Below are 18,040 nucleotides of genomic sequence, written 5' to 3' on the forward strand. Positions count from 1 at the left end.
ACTGGGATTTTTTTTTGATCAAGCTGGCAGGCAAGAGTTTTTTACTGGCCTGCCGGACACTGACAGGGGCTGTTTCATAAGGCGTTCCGCGCCATGGGCCATGATGTGTCGGGCAGGACGTTCATACCGAGATTATTTCATACAAGATCAGGGTTGATTTCGAGATGTTAATAATGTTTATGGATAAAGCGTGATGAATGAGTGGCTTGGCCTGTCAGGGCAGGGTGCATGCAATGCCCATGCATTGGCATATGCACTGCCGGAGGTGGCGATGGTCGTGCCTTTCCGTTCCGCCGGAAAGGGGGGGTGTCGTGCTTCAGGGTTGAGCCGGGGAGAACAAGGCGGATCGCATCAGTCGTTTCGTAGAAATCTGGTCATACTCCCGTAGTAAAATTGGTGAAATCAGAACATCCAGAACAAATTCTGTAATAATTCCTTCCTAAAACTATGCCGTTCTGAGTGAGGTATGGGTATGACGTATGCGGAACAGAGTGATAATAGACTACAAAAGGTAATCGTTTTCGCGCTTGTCCTGGTGTTTGAAGGGCTGCTGGTGCTGGCGCTCCTGTTCGGGCTCAGTTCCCCGCCGGATGCACCCAAGGAACCGCCGCGGCCGCCGGTGCAGGTCCACATGATCAAGGAACCGCCACCGCCACCGCCGCCGCCGCCACCACCGCCGCCGCCGCCGGAAATTACGCAGCCGCCGCCGCCGTATATTCCGCCGCCGAAGATTCAGGTGCCGACACCGCCGCCGCCGATGAAGGTGACCCACACGAAGCCGCCGAAGGCAATGCCGCCCGCAAAGGCGACCCCGCCGGCTGATGCGCCCGTGTCCAACGCCCCGCCGGTGCCCGATCACATGGCCGGCACGTCGCCGCTGAACCATGTCGTTCCGGAATATCCGGAAGAAATGTCGGAAGAAGGCCGTGAAGGCGTCGTGTCCGTGGCATGTGACGTGGAACCCAGCGGTGTCACCAGCAACTGCCAGGTGGTCAACGTAAAGGGCGGTCAGGCATTCGCTGATGCCGCGCTGAAGGCAGTCCGCCGTTCGCGTTATGCACCGGCTGTCAAAAATGGTGTGCCCGTCAAGGAGTTCCACCATCTCTATACGATCACGTTCAGTCTGAATGACTGAGCCTGAATGTTAGGTCAGGCACGGCGGGGGCCGGCAGCACCCCGCCGCCTCGGAAAAAACATCCTGCTCCAGAGGATTTTGGTTAAATGATCAGACTGCATCGTAAACACACTCTTGTTGCCTCGGCTGCTTTCGCTGCCATGCTGTGCGCGGCTTCCCCGCTTGCCGCGCTGGCCCAGGATGCCGCCCCGGCCGCTAGCGATGCGGCCACGGCACCGGCGGTTTCCGCCCCCGCAACCGATGGCAGCGGCGCTGCCGCCACCCCGGCGCCCGGCGCGGATGCACCGGCCCCGCAGGCAGCCGCCCCGGCAGACGCCGCCCCGGCGCCTGCGCCCGCTGCTGAAGCCCCGCCGGCCGACGCCCCCCCCAAGGCGCCCGAGGGCAACCCGTACGGCCTTGGCGCGCTGTGGGCCAATGGTGACTTCATTGCCCGTGGCGTCCTGCTGATCATGGTCTTCATGTCGCTTGGCACATGGTACATCATGATCACCAAGTTCTTTGAGCAGGCGCGTGTCATGAACGCCGCCAAGCAGGTCATGAGCGACTTCTGGACCAAGGGTTCCATCAAGGACGGCGCCGCCGCCCTGCCCGCGAACTCCCCGTTCCGCTACATCGCCGATACCGGCGTCAAGGCCGCCGAACACCACGAAGGCACGATGCAGGAATCCATCGACCTGCATTCCTGGACCACCATGTCCATCCAGCGTTCGGTTGACGTGATCCAGACCAAGCTGCAGGGCGGCCTTGCCTTCCTCGGCACCGTGGGTTCGACCTCGCCGTTCGTGGGTCTGTTCGGCACGGTCTGGGGTATCTACCACGCCCTGACGGCCATCGGCATCGCGGGCCAGGCCTCGATCGACAAGGTTGCCGGTCCGGTTGGTGAATCGCTGATCATGACCGCCATCGGCCTGGGCACTGCCGTGCCTGCGGTGCTGGGCTACAACCTGCTGGTCCGCCGCAACAAGGGTGCGATGGACAAGATCCGCAACTTCGCCGCTGACGTGCAGTCGATCCTGATGGGTGGTTATCGCCATGGTGCGGAAATCACCATTCATCCGGACAACTCCCCGACCACGACGACTATCGATAACCGGGTGGCCTGATCATGGGTATGCAAGTTGGAGGTGGCAGCGATGAAGACGAGGTGGTGTCCGCCATCAACACCACACCGCTTGTCGATGTCATGCTGGTGCTGCTGATCATCTTCCTGATCACCATCCCCGTCGCGACACATACCATCAAGGTTAGCCTCCCCATGGATGCTAACCAGCCCACCCGGACGATGATGAACAACATCGTCATCGCGGTGACCCCGCAGGGGCAGGCATACTGGAACGAAACGCCGCTTACCAGTTATGCCGACCTGGAATCCCACCTGGAGCACGTGGCGGCGGAAAACCCACAGCCACAGATCCAGATCCGTGGTGACCAGGCGGCGAAATACGAAGGTGTGGGCAAGGTGATTGCAGCCTGTCAGCAGGCCGGTATCATCCACATCGACTTCATTACCGAGCAGCCGCACGGCTGATATCCATTCCCGGCCGGGGCCTGTGTGCCCCGGCCAATTTCGGGAGAGTAGACCATGGGCATGAATATCGGCTCAGACAGCACGACCGAGGACGAAGGTATTGTCGATATCAATACCACGCCCCTGATTGACGTCATGCTGGTGCTGTTGATCATGCTGATCATCACCATTCCGCTCCAGACGCATTCAGTCTCGATCGATCTGCCGCAGGGTAATCCCCCGCCGTCCTCCGCTCCGGATCCGGTTGTGGATACGGTGGCGATCGATTTTGACAACACCATCACATGGAATGGCGAACCCGTTGCCGATGACGCGGACCTGCAGGCCCGTTTCAGGGATGCGGCGGCCCAGCCGGTCCAGCCGGAAATGCACATCCATCCCGATCGCCTGGCCAGCTACAAGGTCGTGGCGAAGGTGCTGGCGGATGCGCAGCGCCTGGGTGTGAGCAAGCTGGGTATCATGGGCAGCGACCAGTTCATGGATGCACAGTAAGCCAGCCTGTTCCTGATTACTGTAGATCGGCCAGCACAACGGTCCTTCCTTCGGGAAGGGCCGTTTTTTCATGTCCGGTCCCGGCGGGAAGAAATGCCGTTTTTTAGGGCATTCTGGTGATCGGGCCTGTGGTATCAAAGACACACAGGCCACATTGTTCCGCCTGTTCCAGCCGTGCCTGGCGTTTCCGGCAAATCAGAAAAAACGCAAGAATCGTTGTATTTTCGGGGGATACAGTCCGATACCCGGTGCGGTGGCCATGCCGTGGTCAGATAGATAAACAGCGTGTTGCATTTTTTAAACTTTGCCTGCGCATGTGTATTTCATAAGTCAACAAACAGGCGGAATATTCAGTTTCCGTAATTACTTCAGCATGACCGGACGGGACGGGGGCTGTGGACAGGAAGGCAGACGGGGATAGCTGCCACTGGAAACCGTATGGCTGCCCGTAAAAGCGGACGCCACATATATTTGCGGGGGAATACATGAAGACGGGCCGGGATATCTATAGCGCAGTAAAACGTCAGGTACGGATCGCGGGGGGGCGTCCCGGACTTGCCGGTCTGCGGATGCCGGGACTGAAGACACGGCTGCGTGCCATGTCCTGCCTGGTGGGGACCGTCTGTATCGCCACGGGGGCGGATGCGTGGGCACAGACGGCGACCTCAACACCGGCACAGCACCATCATGTCACGCCCAGGCACGTTGCGGCGGCACAGCCGAAGACTGCCGCCCCGGCGCAGCCCACGGGTATCGTGGACCATCAGGGGCCGGAAATGATCCGCGTCGCCTCGTCCCGTCAGGCGCGTGATGGCGGCGGCGGCATGATGCGGCTGGAAACGGCGCCGCATGCGGTCCAGACCGTGGGCAAGCAGTTCATTGACATGCGCAGCCCGACCAGCACGGCGCTCGATCTGGTCAAGAACCTGCCCAGCATGAATGTCACCACCCCGGATTCCTCGGGCATGGAGGGTGGCCAGATCCAGACCCGCGGCCTGACCGATCTGGACATGGGCCTGATGGTTGACGGCGCGCCTGCCGCGGCGGCCAAATACATGGCGGAAGACATTGATTCCGAAAACCTCGACAGTGTCGAGGTGACACCGGGCACGGCGGGCACCGACCTGCCGGTCATGTCCGCCGCCGGTGGCGTGATGAACGAACATTCGCACACGGCATCGCACAAATTCGGCGGCATGACGGACTTTTCCTACGGGACGAACAACCTGTCGCGTGAATTCATCCGCCTTGAATCGGGTGATATCGGCAAGACCGGCATCCGTGGCTACTTCTCGTTCTCCAACACGCATGCACGTTCGTGGATGGGTTCGGGCATCAACCAGCGCAAGCATATCGATTTCGGCCTGCAGAAAGACTGGGAAAACGGTTCGAACGCACGGCTGTTCCTGTCATGGAACTCCGAAGATTTCACCATTGATGCCTATCCCGACAGCACGGCGTTCTATGACTACAAGCACACGGGCACGGGTTACGGCCGTAACTCCGACCCGACCAGTGACAACTACTGGAAGAACAACAACGATCACTGGAACCAGATCTTCCTGACGGCGCCGGTGCATGTCGTGCTGCCTGCGAAATTCGCATTCGACCTGCAGCCCTATTTCAGCTTTGGTCAGGGGTGGGATGCCTCGCCGGGTAACGGCACGCCCTATGTTTCGGCGTCGGGCACCAATGCGAATGGTCCGTACTGGGATGTAAAGCAGGCCCAGAACCAGACCTCTTACTTCCTTGAAAACGAAGCTCGGCAGGTCGGTGTGGTGGCCAAGGTCGGTTATGATATCGACAGGCATAACCACCTGTCGTTTGGCTACTGGTATGAAAACAACCAGACCATCCAGAACTATCCCACCAGCAACACCATGGCGAATGGTGAAGGGCCCAGCCCGAACTGGCCTGCCTATCAGGTCACGTCGTTTGGCACCACGGGTGTGAACGCGGGCTATGAACTGCATGCCCTGTTCATTCAGGACACGGCAAAATATTTCAATGACAAGCTGCAGATCCATGCGGGCTTCAAGTTTGTCATGTCCGATGCGTGGGACAAGGGATGGACATCCAATCCCAACACGGGGTCATGGGTTTACGGCAAGAACGGTTCCGCTACCGGCCGGATGGGGGCCAACACGACGGAACCCCTGCCGCAGCTTTCCGTCAGCTACACCATCAACGATCATCACCAGGTTTATTTCAACGCAGAGGGTGATTACCGCGAACCGAGCGCCACCGACCTGGGCTGGCTGGATCCGGAATATGCCAAGATGCTGAAGAACCAGTATTCCATCAAGGAAGAACTGGGGTACCGGTATCACGACAAATATGTCATGTTTGATCTGTCACTGTTCAATTACAACGTGACCAATCGCCTGATGGATACCTATATCGGGGCCAACCAGTATGTGCCGATCGAGGCGGGCAACCAGACCATGCGCGGCTTTGACGCCATGATCGCCAGCCGCCCGATCCATGGTTTCAGCCCGTATGCATCATTCGAGTACCTGCATGCGACACAGGATTCCAACGTCACGGACCCCAATACCGGCACGACCTATGCCGCCAAGGGACAGCAGGCGATCATGGCGCCGCGCATCATGGCGAACTTTGGCCTGACGTATAAGTACCGTGGCTTCTTCGCCAACGCGGCGGTGCACTATACCGGCCCGCAGTCGGTCGCGCTGGACAACAGCGAACGCATTCCGGGTTATGTGACCGATACCCTGTCGCTTGGCTATCACTTCAAGCCGTTCATGTATGCCAAGTCCCCAACCTTCAAGCTCAACTTCACCAACCTGACCGGGTCGATCGTCCGGACCGGGGCAATGGGCGCGATCTACCATGCTGGCGCGCAGAGCAATGGTGGGGCTGGCTATCCCGTCTTTTATGGCGCCAGCAATGGTCGCTATGCGGATGGCAATTCCTTCATGGTCGAGCCGCGCTTCAGCATGACCGGCACGATCTCCACTTCCTTCTGATCGTCACCACGCACGGCAAACCCCGCCTTTTGTAAAAAAGGCGGGGTTCTTTGTGTCAATGCTGTCCCGCCGTCGCGAAAACGCGGGGGCAGTCAGCCCGGGAAATGGATTGTGAAAACAGGCCCAGTACACCCCGTTGATGAAATGCTGCCCGCAGGCATGCTGTTTGCCTTTGGCCTGCAGCATGCACTGGTCATGTACGCCGGTACGGTCGCCGTGCCGCTGGTCTTTGCTGCCGCCATGCACCTGTCACCTGCACAGACCGTGCTGCTGATCAATTGCGGGCTGATGACATCGGGCATCGCCACGATCATACAGAGCATCGGGATCGGCCGGTTCGGCTCCCGCCTGCCCATCGTGCAGGGGTCATCCTTCGCCATGCTGGCGTCCATGCTGCTGATCGGCCAGATATACGGGGTGCGCTCGGTCTTTGGCGCGGTCATTGGCGCGGGGCTGGCGATGGTGGTGCTGGCGCCGGTCATGGCGCGGCTCATGCGGTTTTTCCCGCCCGTGGTGATCGGGTGCCTGATCACCATCATCGGCCTGACGCTGGTGCCGGTGGCGGGGCGATGGATTGGCGGCGGCACACCCGGCGCGCCCGGTTTTGGCAGTATTGCAAACCTGGGCCTGGCGTTTGTCACCATCCTCATCACCGTGGGGGTGCAGGCATGGGGCAGGGGGTTCGTGGCCAATATCAGCGTTCTGGTGGGGCTGATCGCGGGCAGTATCCTCGCGGCCCTGTGCGGCATGGGGCATTATGGCATGGTGGCCGATGCCCCGTGGTTTGCCGTCAGCATGCCCTTTGCATTCGGCCTGCCGGAATTCCATGTCATGCCGGTTGTCATCATGCTGCTGAGCATGGTCATCATCGTGGCCGAAACCACTGGCAACTGCCTGGCCATTGGCCGCGTGGTTGATGTGCCGGTGACTGACGCCACCATTGCGGGCGCATTGCGGGCCGATGGCCTGTCCACCATGCTGGGCGGCCTGTTCAACAGTTTTCCCTACAACGCCTTTACGCAGAATACCGGGCTGATCGCCATAACCGATATCCGCAGCCGCTTTGTCGTCGCCGCCGCCGGTGTGGTCATGATCGGGTTGGGACTGTTTCCCAAGCTGGGTGCGCTGATCGCGGCCCTGCCGCCGCCGGTGCTGGGGGGATGTGGACTGGTCATGTTCGGCATGACCACCATTGGGGGCATACGCGAACTGCTGCATGTCCGTTTCGAGGGGACGCGCAATGGCCTGATCGCCGCCGTGTCCATTGGTCTGGGCGTATTGCCCATGGCGTGCCCGGACCTGTTTACCCACCTGGACGGGCTGGCGCGGCTGCTGCTGGGTAATGGCGTGCTGCTGTGTATCCTGTCGGGCGTGCTGATGAACCTGATTGTGGGGAAAAGCGCGCCGGATGTTGAAAGCGTGGTGGACAGGGTGGACGAACGCGCTGCCTCCTGAGGCTATGTGAAAAAGTTTTTGGTGAAGCTTTTTTCAAAAAGCGTCAAAAAACGCCGCCATTTTGAAACAAGGCGGCATCCAAAAAACTTTTATTTTTATAAATTTATTATTTAAGACAGTTAGTTAGGAAGTTTTTTCTGCCGCACGGCGGCTGATCAGCCGGGTGGCGCTGCACAACATGCCGATGAAGGCGACAGCCGACCCGAAGCCAAGACAGCTGCGTTCCGCGTCATGCGCGATCAGGCCAAAGGCCATGGCCACGCACATGGCCCCCGTGGCCTGCCCGCACTGGCGCGCGATCTGCACCATGCCCGACGCGCTGCCCGAACGGCCTGGTGGTGCGGTAATCATCATGATGCGGTTGTTGGGGGGCTGGAAAACACCAAACCCCATGCCCGCGATCGTGATGCGCCATGCAATGTCGTACCATGCCGGATGGGGCGGCAGGAAATAGAGCGCCAGGAACCCCATTGAGGTCATGAACAGCCCGACCGAGGACAGGATGGCGGCCGGAACCCGGTCCGTCAGCCGGCTTAGGACGGGGGCGACGGCCATGATGCCGACCGGCCACGGCGTCATGAGCAGCCCCACGATGGATGGCGGGTAATGAAACATGGACTGCAGCGTGAACGGAAACGAGATCATGAACAGGTTCGAGGATACAAAGGCGACGAACCCGATCAGCGTCCCGCTGCGAAATGCCGGAATCCGCAGCATGTCCACCGGGAACATGGGGTGCGCGCGTCCACGCTGGCGGCGCACCAGCAGCCAGCCCGCGACAATCCCGGTCAGCAGCAGCATGATGACCTGTGGCATGCCCGCATGGTGCGCCACCGAATCCCCCGCCATGATCAGCGCGCCAAAAGCCAGCACGTTCAGGATGGCGCTGACCCCATCGAACGTACCCGCGCTGATGGGCGTGCGCGGCAGGGAAACCAGCGCCAGCACAAGAGCCGTCAGCCCCAGCGGAATGTTGATCAGGAACAGCCACGGCCACGTGGCGACCGTCAGGATGATGGAGGCCACCGTCGGCCCGCCCCCCACGCCCAGTGCCACCATCACGCCATTCAGCGCAATGCCGCGACCAAGGATGGCATGGGGATAGATGAAGCGGATCAGCGCGATGCTGACACTCATGATGCAGGCGCCACCCACGCCCTGCACCGCACGCGCCAGTGACAGCATGAGCAGCGAATGCGACAGCGCGCAGAACAGTGACGCTACCGTCAGCAGCGCCAGCCCGATCTGGCACAGCCGCGCAAAGCCGATACGCGAACCCAGTGCCGCCATGGGCAGGAGCGAGACCACGCTGGCCAACTGGTAGGCATTGACGATCCACACCGCCGATGCGGGCGAGACATGGATATCCTGCGCAATGGTGGGGAGTGCGACGTTGGCGATGGCGTAGTCCAGCAGCGCCAGCAGCACCGACAGCGCCACGGCGGTCACCGCGCGGACACGGGCCGCGCCATGCAGGCCTTCGCCTTCAGTCAGGACAGGGGTGGATCGGGGGGGCATGGCAGCGGCTTTTCAGGCGGAAACGTATGTTGCAATACTGCAACGGAATGCAGGTCTGCCGCAACAGCCACGCCATCCGTCCGGATGCCGGGACGCCTGCGGCAGGACCGTGTCGGCTCAGCCCTGCGCGTTGAGCGCGCGCAGGCCGATGTCGTGGCGGTAAATGCCATCGGGCCAGTCAATGACCTTCACCGCCTCATACGCCCGGTCCCGCGCCTGCTGCAGCGTGTCCCCCGTGGCGCAGACGGCCAGAACGCGCCCACCTGCCGCCACCAGTTCGCCCGCTGCATCCCGTTTCGTGCCTGCCTGGAATACATGCACGTCCGGCATGGCCTCGGCCACCGCGATATCGCGGATCACGCCGCCGGTCACCGGCGTGCCGGGATAGCCACGCGCGGCCATGACCACGCTTATCGAGGACTGGCTGGAAAAGCGGATATCGGTGTGTTCCAGCTTGCCCTGCGCCACGGCGGCAAGGGCGGCCAGCAGGTCGCTTTCCAGACGGATCAGCAGGGCCTGCGCCTCCGGGTCGCCAAGGCGGACATTGTATTCGATCAGTTGCGGGCCGGTCCGGGTCAGCATGAGGCCCGCGAAAATGATGCCGGTGAACGGCGTGCCACGACGCGCCATTTCACGCAGCATGGGCCGCACCAGCAGGTCCAGGGCGGCTTCCTGCTGCGCGCGACCAAACCCGGTGGGGGGCGAAACCGCGCCCATGCCGCCGGTATTGGGACCGGTATCCCCATCGCCAATGCGCTTGTGGTCCTGTGCCGCGCCAATCAGCACGGCGGTCTCGCCGGCGCAGAAGGCGAACAGGGAAACCTCATCCCCCATCAGGCAGTCCTCGATCACCACGCTGTGGCCCGCCTGCCCCAGCGTGCCATCGGTCATCATGTCGGTAATCGCCTGCTCGGCTTCGGCCACGTCCTGCGCCACGACCACGCCCTTGCCTGCGGCAAGCCCATCGGCCTTCACCACGACCGGCGCGCCATGGCGGCGCACGTACTCCAGCGCGGGGGCGGCCGCGTCAAAGCGTTCCCACCGCGCGGTGGGAATGCCCGCCGCGTCACAGACTTCCTTGGTGAAGGTCTTGCTGCCTTCCAGTGCGGCGGCAGCCTGCGTGGGACCGGCGCAGGCGATGCCCGCCTTGGCGCAGGCATCGGCAATGCCCGCCACCAGCGGCGCTTCGGGACCGGGCACGACCAGGTCGATGCGCTCACGCTGCGCCAGCGCGATCAGGCCAGGCACGTCGTCGGCGCGGACGGGGCAGTTCGTGCCCAGCGCTGCCGTGCCGGGATTGCCCGGCGCAATGAACAGGGCATCAAGCAACGGCGACCGCGCAATGGCAGCGGCCATGGCATGTTCCCGTCCGCCTGATCCAACCAGCAGCACCCGCATCACTCGTTTCTCCCGTTTTTCATCTCTGCCCTTTCGGGGTGGCCGTCTCTATCATACCTTGCGCGGATGGATGAACAGTTTCCCGACTCCGGCCGCGCCATGGGCGGCAATACCCCGGAATTTTCGGTTGCCGAGATTTCAGGGGCCATCCGCCGGGTGCTTGAAGGCACGTTCGGCCGCATTCGCGTGCGTGGTGAAATCACGGAATTCATGCGTGCCCGGTCCGGGCACCTGTATTTTGCGCTCAAGGATGAAGGGGGCAAGCTTTCCTCCGTCGTCTGGCGGGGGACGGTGCCCCGGCTGGGGCTGAAGCCGGAAAACGGGGTGGAGGTCATCGCCACGGGCCGGATTTCCGCCTACGGCGAGCGGTCTTCCTACCAGATGGTGATCGACCGGCTGGAATACGCGGGCGAGGGCGCGCTGCTGGCCCGGATCGAACGCCTGCGCCTGCGCCTTGCGGCGGAAGGCCTGTTCGATGCGGAGCGCAAGCAGCCACTTCCCTTCCTGCCGCGCGTGATCGGGGTGGTCACATCACCACAGGGCGCGGTGCTGCATGATATCCGCACCACGATTGCCCGCCGCTTTCCCCACCCCGTGCTGGTCTGGCCGGTGGCGGTGCAGGGGGACGGGGCGGCCGAACAGATCGCCCATGCCATCACGGGTTTTGACGCGATTGCGGCGGGCGGCAGGGTGCCGCGCCCTGATGTGCTGATCGTCGCGCGCGGCGGCGGGTCGCTGGAAGACCTCATGGCCTTCAATGACGAAGCGGTGCTGCGCGCGGTGGCGGCGTGCCGCATTCCGGTCATTTCCGCCGTGGGGCATGAAACGGATACGACCCTGGTTGATTTCGTGTCTGACCGCCGCGCGCCCACGCCCACGGCGGCGGCCGAAATGGCGGTGCCGGTGCGTGCCGAACTGGAGGCGGACCTTGCGCAGCGTGACGCGCGCCTGCGCGGTGGCCTCGGGCGCGCGCTGCAACTGGCGCGCGCGCGTCTGGACCGGGCGGCGGCGGGACTGCCGGATCTGCCCGCCGTGGTGGAAAATGCCCGGCGGCGGCTGGATGACCGGGCATACCGGCTGGACCTGGCGTTGCCGACACGCATGGAACAGCTGCGCAGCCGCCTGCGCAATGCATCCGACCGGCTGCCCGCGCCGCAGATGGTCCTTGCCCTGCGGCGCGCCGATCTGGCGCGGGTTGATGCCGCGTGCCAGCAGGCGATGGCCGGTTTCCTGCACCGCCGCGTTTCCACATTGCGGGGGCTGCGCGTGCCGCCCGCCATGCTGGTGGCGCAACTGCGCGCCAGCGCCAGCCGCCTTGCCGGGGCGGCGGGACAGCTGGCTTCTCTTTCCCCGCAGGCCGTACTGGAACGTGGCTATGTGCTGGTGACCGACAGCGCGGGCAGACCGCTGGCGCACGCGGCGCAGGCGCGCCGGGCGAAACAGGTGACCCTGACCTTTGCCGATGGGCAGGTTACGGCCCGTCCCGTCGGGGCGGGGGACAGGCAGCAGGGGCATCTGGATCTGTAATGCACATACGGGCACGAAACATGACGATAACGACACGATTCCGCGCCATGGGCGCCGCCCTGCTGCTGGCGGGGTGCGCGGGGCATGCGGCGCATCAGCCAGCGCCCCGTCCCACCGTGGGGCAGGCCGCAACGCCGGGGCGCATCCCGCCACAGGATTTCGCCCCTGGCCTGACGGGGGAAGAAGGGGCGCCGCCACAGGGCGCCATCCTGACCAATGATCCCTCAGCCCCTGCGGACACGCCGCTATGTGGCCATGCCGCGCGGGAGGCGAACAGCATCGGCGCCACCGTCCACCCCGACATTACCCCCACCATCAGCAGTTGCGCCGCCAATGCGTGTTTCGATGCGCAGACCGGTACCTATATCGCCGCCGATGGCAGCCGGCGGGTCTGCCGCTAGCGCCCGGCTCGCAACACGTTGCATGGGTCATATGTCGCGGGCGGGCAGGCAGGGGCCATATTCCGATTGACTTGGTCCGGATGGATGGTTGACCCTTTGGGGCATCATGAGCCTCCCCCCATCATCCGATAGCGTAGGCGATCCGCAGGCGACAGTGCACATGTTCCCCCTCAAGCGCATGCTGTCGGTGCGCGAGGCGGCGGAGTATGTGGGCATCACGCTGCTGCGGCTGCGCAGCCTGCGTCTGGTGAATGCGGGGCCGCACGCCGCCATGCGCAACAAGAGCGGGGTCATGTTCCGGATCGAGGATCTGGATGAATACGTGGACAGCCTCTATCGCCGCGCCAACATCTCCCATACCGAGCAGGCGCGGCACCGCAACGAATGGCGCGGCAGGCTGGCGGCCCTGCCGGAAGAGGCGCGCGGCGGCATATCCGATTCCTTCATGCAGATACTCACCCGTGACGAACTTCTGGAAAAAGGGGCCAATCGCGGGTTCCGTGTCCTGTTCCTTGGCGGCCTGTGCCTGATTTTCCTGTCGCATACACCGTTGATCTGGCGGCTGTAAGGGTATGACGCGGGGCGCATTTCGGGGAAAATGCGTTTTTTGGGCTGTGCGGGTATGTTCATTCGACATACGATCCGCTACGCAGAAACCACGATAGCGGAACAATAATGGATCGGATAATGACAGGTATGCGCAGCAGCATTATGGCCCGGACCGGATACGCGCGGCTATGTGGCGCGCTTTGTGGGGCGGCGCTTGCCCTGACCCCTGTCCTTGCCATGGCGCAGGATGCCGGTGGCGGTCAGCAGCAGACACCCATTCTGCCCATGCCGCCCGTGCCGGAATTCAAGCCGCTGCCCCCGGGCACGAAGCCTGCGGCCCCTGTCATTGGCATTTTCAATACCCAGCAGATCATGGCGCAGTCCACCGCCGTGCAGAAGCTGCAGACCGAACTGGGCACCCGGCGCGAGGCACTGGTGCGTGATGTCCGGGCCGAGGATGGACAGCTTCAGGCCCTGCGCCAGTCCATCATCAAGGCCGGCAAGGCCCCCACGCCGGAACAGCAGCAGGAACTGCAGAAGCGCGTGAACGCCGACCGCACCAAATTCGGCAACCGGAACCGGATACTGGAAGAAGATGCGCAGGTTGCCCTGAACCAGGTGCAGCGTGAAATGCAGCAGATCGTCAGCGCCATTGCCAGCGCGCGCGGCATGACCATGGTGCTGCAGGCCGGCACCGCTGCCCTGCATGACAACAGCCTTGATATCAGTGATCAGGTCGTGACCTACCTGAACCAGGCTTTGCCGTCGGTATATCTGCCCAGTGCTACGGAAGATCCCGAAGAAATCGCCAAGAGCGGCAAATACCCGGTCATGCCGTTCCAGCCCGCCGATAACGGCGGCGAATGATCGCCAGATAAAAAATAAAAGTTTCTGGGTGCCGCCTTTTTTTAAAAAAGGCGGCATTCTTTTTGAAGCTTTATGAAAACAGCTTCCCCGGCAATGTCTTGATAATTTTCAGGCCAGCAGGTCGGCTGTGACTGCCCCGGTGGCCGATATGGCGTCTGCGGCCGCCAGGCGGACCAGATAGCCCCGTTTCCCCCCGTTGATGACAACATAGGGCTGTGCCAGTGCTTCCTGCGCCAGGGCGGTCCGTACGCGTTTGCGCTGCCCGAACGGGCTGATGCCGCCCACGCGGAAGCCCGTGCTGCGTTCGGCGTCCGGAGGGGGCATCATTTCGGCTGATTTGCCGCCGAAGGCGGCCGCGACCTTCTTCATGCCCAGTGTTGCCGCCACGGGCACCACGACACAGGCGGGGCGTCCGTCCACCATCACCATCAGGGTCTTGAATACCCGCGCGGGATCTTCCCCGATGGATGCGGCGGCGTGGTTGCCTGTCTGTCCGGCATTGGGGTCATAGTCATATTCAATGACGCTGAATGGAACGCCTGCCTTTTCCAGCGCCGCCGTGGCGGGTGTCGCCCTGCTCATATGGTTTCCTTCGCCCTGAAGATATTCTGAAAATCATAAAGGGTTTTTGGTGAAGCCTTTTGCAAAAAACTTCAGGAAACGCCGCCTTTTTGAAAGAAGGCGGCGCCCAAAAAACTTTTATTTTTTATCAACAGGTTCCATTCCGAACCGCACATAAGTCCCCTGTGGCTGGGGACCGGGCAGGCACAGGCTGACGATCCGGGGTGCTACTGCCTCGGGCGGGGTCAGGCTATCCATGTCCAGTGCGGGCATGGCCAGCCGGCGCAGCCGGGTCGCGACCATGCCGGGTTCAAACAGGTTGATGCGCAGCGGGCTGCCCTGTGGCAGTTCACTGATCCATGTCCTGACGATGGCGTCCTGGGCGGCGCGGGTGGCGGCCACCAGTCCCCAGAAGGGCGCGGGCGTCTGGCCATGCGGGTCGGTCAGGAAGACGGCGCGCCCGGCCGGGCTGCGTTCCAGCAGGGGGGCCAGCGTGCGGATCAGCCGCCATGTAGTCAGGGGACCGGCCTGCATGCCCCGTTCCCACTCCTTGGGCTGCATGTGGGACAGCGGGGACAGGATACCCAGTTCCCCCGCGCAATGAACCACGCAGTCCAGCCTGCCGAACCGGGTTGCGATGGAAGGCCCGAGCGTATCCAGCTTTTCACCATCCAGCAGGTCCAGCGGCAGCAGGGTGGCGTTGTGCCCCGTATGCTGACGGATCAGGTCATCCGTCTGCTCAAGCCCACCCTGCGCGCGTGCGGTCAGGATGCAGTGCGCGCCAGCCTGTGCCAGTGCTACGGCAGCCGCGCGCCCGATGCCCCGGCTGGCGCCGGTGACCAGCGCGACCCGCCCGGTCAGGTCGGCAAGAGAACCCGTCATGCGGGTTCGGGGTGATGTTCGGCCTCGTAATCCACCAGTTCGATCGGGTAGTCGCCGGTAAAGCAGGCATCGCAGTAGCGGTTGGCGGCACTCTTGCGGTCCTTGTAGCCCAGCGCGCGGTACAGCCCGTCGAACGAGATGAAGGCCAGGCTGTCCACGCCGATCAGCCTGGCCATTTCCGCGACATCATGCTGTGCGGCAAGAAGCTGGCTGCGCTCGGGCGTGTCGATGCCGTAGAAGCATGAATGCGTGGTCGGCGGGGAGGAGATGCGCATGTGCACCTCCTTGGCGCCCGCTGCCCGCACCATGTCCACGATCTTGCGCGATGTGGTGCCACGCACGATGGAATCATCCACCAGCACCACGCGCTTGCCATCCAGCACGGGACGGTTGGTGGAATGCTTCATCTTCACGCCCAGATTTCGGATCTGGTCGGTCGGTTCGATGAAGGTGCGGCCCACGTAATGGTTGCGGATGATGCCCAGTTCGAACGGAATGCCGCTTTCGGCGGCGAATCCCATGGCCGAGGGCACGCCGGAATCGGGCACCGGCACGATCACGTCGGCCTCGACCGCGCTTTCACGCGCCAGTTCCACGCCGATCTGCTTGCGGGTGTCATACACGGCCTTGCCGTCCATGACGGAATCGGGCCGGGCGAAATAGATGTATTCAAACACGCAGAAGCGCGACTGCTTGCTGTCGAACGGCTTGAGGGAACGGATGCCATCATCGTTGATGATCACGATCTCGCCCGGTTCCACGTCGCGCACGAACTCCGCACCGACAATGTCCAGCGCACAGGTCTCGCTGGCCAGGACCCATTTTCCTTCCGAACCGTCTTCTTCCCGCAGGCGACCCAGGATCAGCGGACGCACGCCCAGCGGGTCGCGCACGCCGATCAGTTCATTACGTGACAGCACGATCAGGGAATACGCCCCCAGCACCTGCTTGAGCGCATCGATCAGCCGGTCCACCACATTGGAATACAGTGATATGGCGATCAGGTGGATGAACACCTCGCTATCGGTCGTGGACTGGAATATGCAGCCCCGCCGCACCAGCGCCTTGCGCAGGGTTTCGGCATTGGTCAGGTTGCCGTTATGGGCCACCGCCAGGCCACCGAATTCAAAATCGGCAAACAGCGGCTGCACGTTGCGGATCAGCGTCGCCCCCGTGGTGGCGTAACGGTTGTGACCCACCGCGCAGTTGCCCGGCAGGGTGGCCATGACGCGGGCGTCGCCAAATACCTCGCCCACCAGACCAAGCCCCTTGTGGGTGTGGAAGCGTTCGCCGTCAAAGGACACGATGCCGCTGGCTTCCTGCCCGCGATGCTGCAGCGCGTGCAGGCCAAGCGCCGTCAGGGCGGCGGCATCCTTGGTGTTCCATACGCCAAAAACCCCGCATTCCTCATGCGGCTTGTCATCATCATGCCGCCACTGGGCGGCGAGATCATCGCGTTCATGCTGTGTTGTCGGATTGCCGGAAACAGCATGGAAGGTGGTGCGGGACATGGTCAGCAATCTTTCCTTGACGGACGGGTGCGGGGGGTACCGACAGAAGGTTCAGATGGGCGCGTCATGCCGCGTCCCGGCGGGTTGCGCAAGGTGCGCGTGAAAGTTATCGGGCGTATAGGCGTTCAGATACGTCACACTGTCGCCAACAAGGGGGACGATACGGCTCGATCGCATGACATCGGGCCATTCGGCTGCGGGAATGAGGGCGGTGATGCCCGTGTACAGCAGTACAAGGCAGACATACCCGCGCGCCAGCCCGAAGATCAGGCCCAGCATACGGTCGATCCCGGCCAGGATGGACCCCTGTACCGCCTGACCTGACAGATGGGCAGTCGTGGTGAAAATGACAAGGAGCACAAGGAACAGCACGGCAAAGGACGCAAGGGACGCCAGCGTGTGGTTGCTGATCCATTGCGTGGCATAGGGCATGAGGGCGCCATACCACGCCACGGCCATGATGATGGCCATGACCCAGGCGGCAAGGCCCAGTACTTCGCGTGAAAAGCCGCGGACCGCACCAACCACAGCCGACAGGGCGACAATGGCGATGCCTGTTGCGTCAATCCAGTTCATGCGTGCCGGACCGGGGGAGTGCCCGCCGGCAGGTAACAGGCATGGACCTGGTCCATCTATCGCGACATTTCCTGCTGTTCCGCCTGCGGCCAGCTTATGCCACCGGCGTGCGGCAACGCATAGGCCAAAAATGGTCCGTTTCGATTTCGTACCCATCAGGCATGGGAACAGGGCGGCCTGTCAGGGCAGCTTGGTGGTGCGGATTTTCCATGGCCGCCTGCGCGCGGCGGTGGAGACGGACGTACGTTCGGCCATGTTCAGCGCCAGCAGCAGGTTGCCCATGCGGGTGCGGCGGTCAAGTTCGATCCACACGTCCTCGGGGTCGATGCCATCGGCGGCCCAGATTTCCAGCAGGTGGGTCAGCACATCGGCGCTGTGTTCGATCAGGCCCGCGCGGTCATGGGTCATGAGGTCCATCACGCACTGTTCGGCGGCACAGGTGAAGGCCCGCCCGGCCACGCGCGTGACACGGGTGTTGCGCGGCCTGTCATCAGGGGAACGGGCCGCGTCCAGACGCGCCTGCAGCCGGCCAAGCGCATGGTCGGCGCCGGGCCGGTCTGGTGGCGGGGAAGGCGTGGGGCGGGAACGGGACATGGGGTGATGATGGACATTATTTCGCCCACCGGTCAACAAATCCCGCCGTATGGCCC

The 18,040-nt window shown here is 62.8% G+C and carries 17 protein-coding genes; 10 read left to right on the forward strand and 7 right to left on the reverse strand.

Annotated elements, in window-relative coordinates:
- Positions 1–466: 466 nt before the first annotated feature.
- The 6 genes from S101446_RS12380 (at position 467) to S101446_RS12405 (ending at position 7,600) form a co-directional block, all read left to right on the forward strand.
- Entirely contained in the window at positions 467–1,135 is a 669-nt protein-coding gene (locus S101446_RS12380; RefSeq protein ID WP_019085681.1) for an energy transducer TonB, read from the forward strand.
- Between the two features lie 86 nt (positions 1,136–1,221).
- Positions 1,222–2,238 (forward strand): MotA/TolQ/ExbB proton channel family protein, encoded by a 1,017-nt coding sequence (locus S101446_RS12385; protein ID WP_010508228.1) that lies wholly within the window; start codon positions 1,222–1,224, stop codon positions 2,236–2,238.
- A gap of 2 nt (positions 2,239–2,240) precedes the next feature.
- Positions 2,241–2,663, forward strand: a complete 423-nt coding sequence (locus tag S101446_RS12390) for an ExbD/TolR family protein (RefSeq protein ID WP_010508229.1) — start codon at positions 2,241–2,243, stop codon at positions 2,661–2,663.
- A gap of 54 nt (positions 2,664–2,717) precedes the next feature.
- Positions 2,718–3,155: an ExbD/TolR family protein gene (locus tag S101446_RS12395; RefSeq protein WP_010508230.1), complete on the forward strand. Its 438-nt coding sequence runs from the start codon at positions 2,718–2,720 to the stop codon at positions 3,153–3,155.
- Between the two features lie 485 nt (positions 3,156–3,640).
- Positions 3,641–6,145, forward strand: coding sequence for a TonB-dependent receptor (locus S101446_RS12400; protein ID WP_010508231.1), 2,505 nt, complete (start codon positions 3,641–3,643; stop codon positions 6,143–6,145).
- A gap of 111 nt (positions 6,146–6,256) precedes the next feature.
- Positions 6,257–7,600: a nucleobase:cation symporter-2 family protein gene (locus S101446_RS12405; protein WP_238321907.1), complete on the forward strand. Its 1,344-nt coding sequence runs from the start codon at positions 6,257–6,259 to the stop codon at positions 7,598–7,600.
- Positions 7,601–7,723: 123 nt separating this feature from the next.
- Here the strand turns inward: S101446_RS12405 and S101446_RS12410 are convergent, their stop codons facing one another.
- Together S101446_RS12410 and purD are read right to left on the reverse strand one after the other, a co-directional pair.
- The gene (locus tag S101446_RS12410; protein ID WP_048850483.1) at positions 7,724–9,118 is read right to left on the reverse strand and encodes an MFS transporter; all 1,395 of its coding nucleotides are present in this window, start codon (positions 9,116–9,118) and stop codon (positions 7,724–7,726) included.
- 117 nt (positions 9,119–9,235) lie between these two features.
- Positions 9,236–10,516: a phosphoribosylamine--glycine ligase gene (gene purD / locus S101446_RS12415; protein ID WP_010508234.1), complete on the reverse strand. Its 1,281-nt coding sequence runs from the start codon at positions 10,514–10,516 to the stop codon at positions 9,236–9,238.
- Between the two features lie 66 nt (positions 10,517–10,582).
- Between purD and xseA the strand changes: the two genes are divergently transcribed.
- From xseA to S101446_RS12435, 4 genes are all read left to right on the forward strand, one after another.
- Positions 10,583–12,043, forward strand: a complete 1,461-nt coding sequence (xseA, locus tag S101446_RS12420; RefSeq protein WP_010508235.1) for an exodeoxyribonuclease VII large subunit — start codon at positions 10,583–10,585, stop codon at positions 12,041–12,043.
- A 47-nt stretch (positions 12,044–12,090) separates the two neighbouring features.
- Entirely contained in the window at positions 12,091–12,444 is a 354-nt protein-coding gene (locus S101446_RS12425; RefSeq protein WP_087608474.1) for a BA14K family protein, read from the forward strand.
- Positions 12,445–12,604: 160 nt separating this feature from the next.
- Complete coding sequence (locus S101446_RS12430; RefSeq protein ID WP_010508239.1) at positions 12,605–13,012, forward strand: hypothetical protein; 408 nt, start codon at positions 12,605–12,607, stop codon at positions 13,010–13,012.
- Positions 13,013–13,140: 128 nt separating this feature from the next.
- On the forward strand, positions 13,141–13,860 hold the full coding sequence (locus S101446_RS12435) for an OmpH family outer membrane protein (RefSeq protein WP_010508240.1): 720 nt from the start codon (positions 13,141–13,143) through the stop codon (positions 13,858–13,860).
- Positions 13,861–13,968: 108 nt separating this feature from the next.
- Here the strand turns inward: S101446_RS12435 and ybaK are convergent, their stop codons facing one another.
- The 5 genes from ybaK to S101446_RS12460 all read right to left on the reverse strand — a co-directional run bounded on the left by ybaK (position 13,969) and on the right by S101446_RS12460 (position 17,984).
- A complete protein-coding gene (gene ybaK, locus S101446_RS12440) occupies positions 13,969–14,442 on the reverse strand; it encodes a Cys-tRNA(Pro) deacylase (RefSeq protein WP_019085671.1) in 474 nt (157 codons plus the stop codon).
- 117 nt (positions 14,443–14,559) lie between these two features.
- The gene (locus S101446_RS12445; RefSeq protein ID WP_087608475.1) at positions 14,560–15,303 is read right to left on the reverse strand and encodes an SDR family NAD(P)-dependent oxidoreductase; all 744 of its coding nucleotides are present in this window, start codon (positions 15,301–15,303) and stop codon (positions 14,560–14,562) included.
- On the reverse strand, positions 15,300–16,814 hold the full coding sequence (gene purF, locus S101446_RS12450; protein ID WP_010508244.1) for an amidophosphoribosyltransferase: 1,515 nt from the start codon (positions 16,812–16,814) through the stop codon (positions 15,300–15,302). The genes S101446_RS12445 and purF overlap by 4 nt, the downstream gene beginning before the upstream one ends.
- A 51-nt stretch (positions 16,815–16,865) precedes the next feature.
- Entirely contained in the window at positions 16,866–17,390 is a 525-nt protein-coding gene (locus S101446_RS12455; RefSeq protein WP_019085668.1) for a CvpA family protein, read from the reverse strand.
- Between the two features lie 180 nt (positions 17,391–17,570).
- Positions 17,571–17,984: a phosphoribosyl-ATP pyrophosphatase gene (locus S101446_RS12460; RefSeq protein ID WP_010508246.1), complete on the reverse strand. Its 414-nt coding sequence runs from the start codon at positions 17,982–17,984 to the stop codon at positions 17,571–17,573.
- Between the last annotated feature and the right edge of the window lie 56 nt (positions 17,985–18,040).

The organism is Komagataeibacter europaeus, from assembly GCF_002173515.1.
In the GTDB taxonomy this organism is placed as follows: Bacteria; Pseudomonadota; Alphaproteobacteria; order Acetobacterales; family Acetobacteraceae; genus Komagataeibacter; species Komagataeibacter europaeus.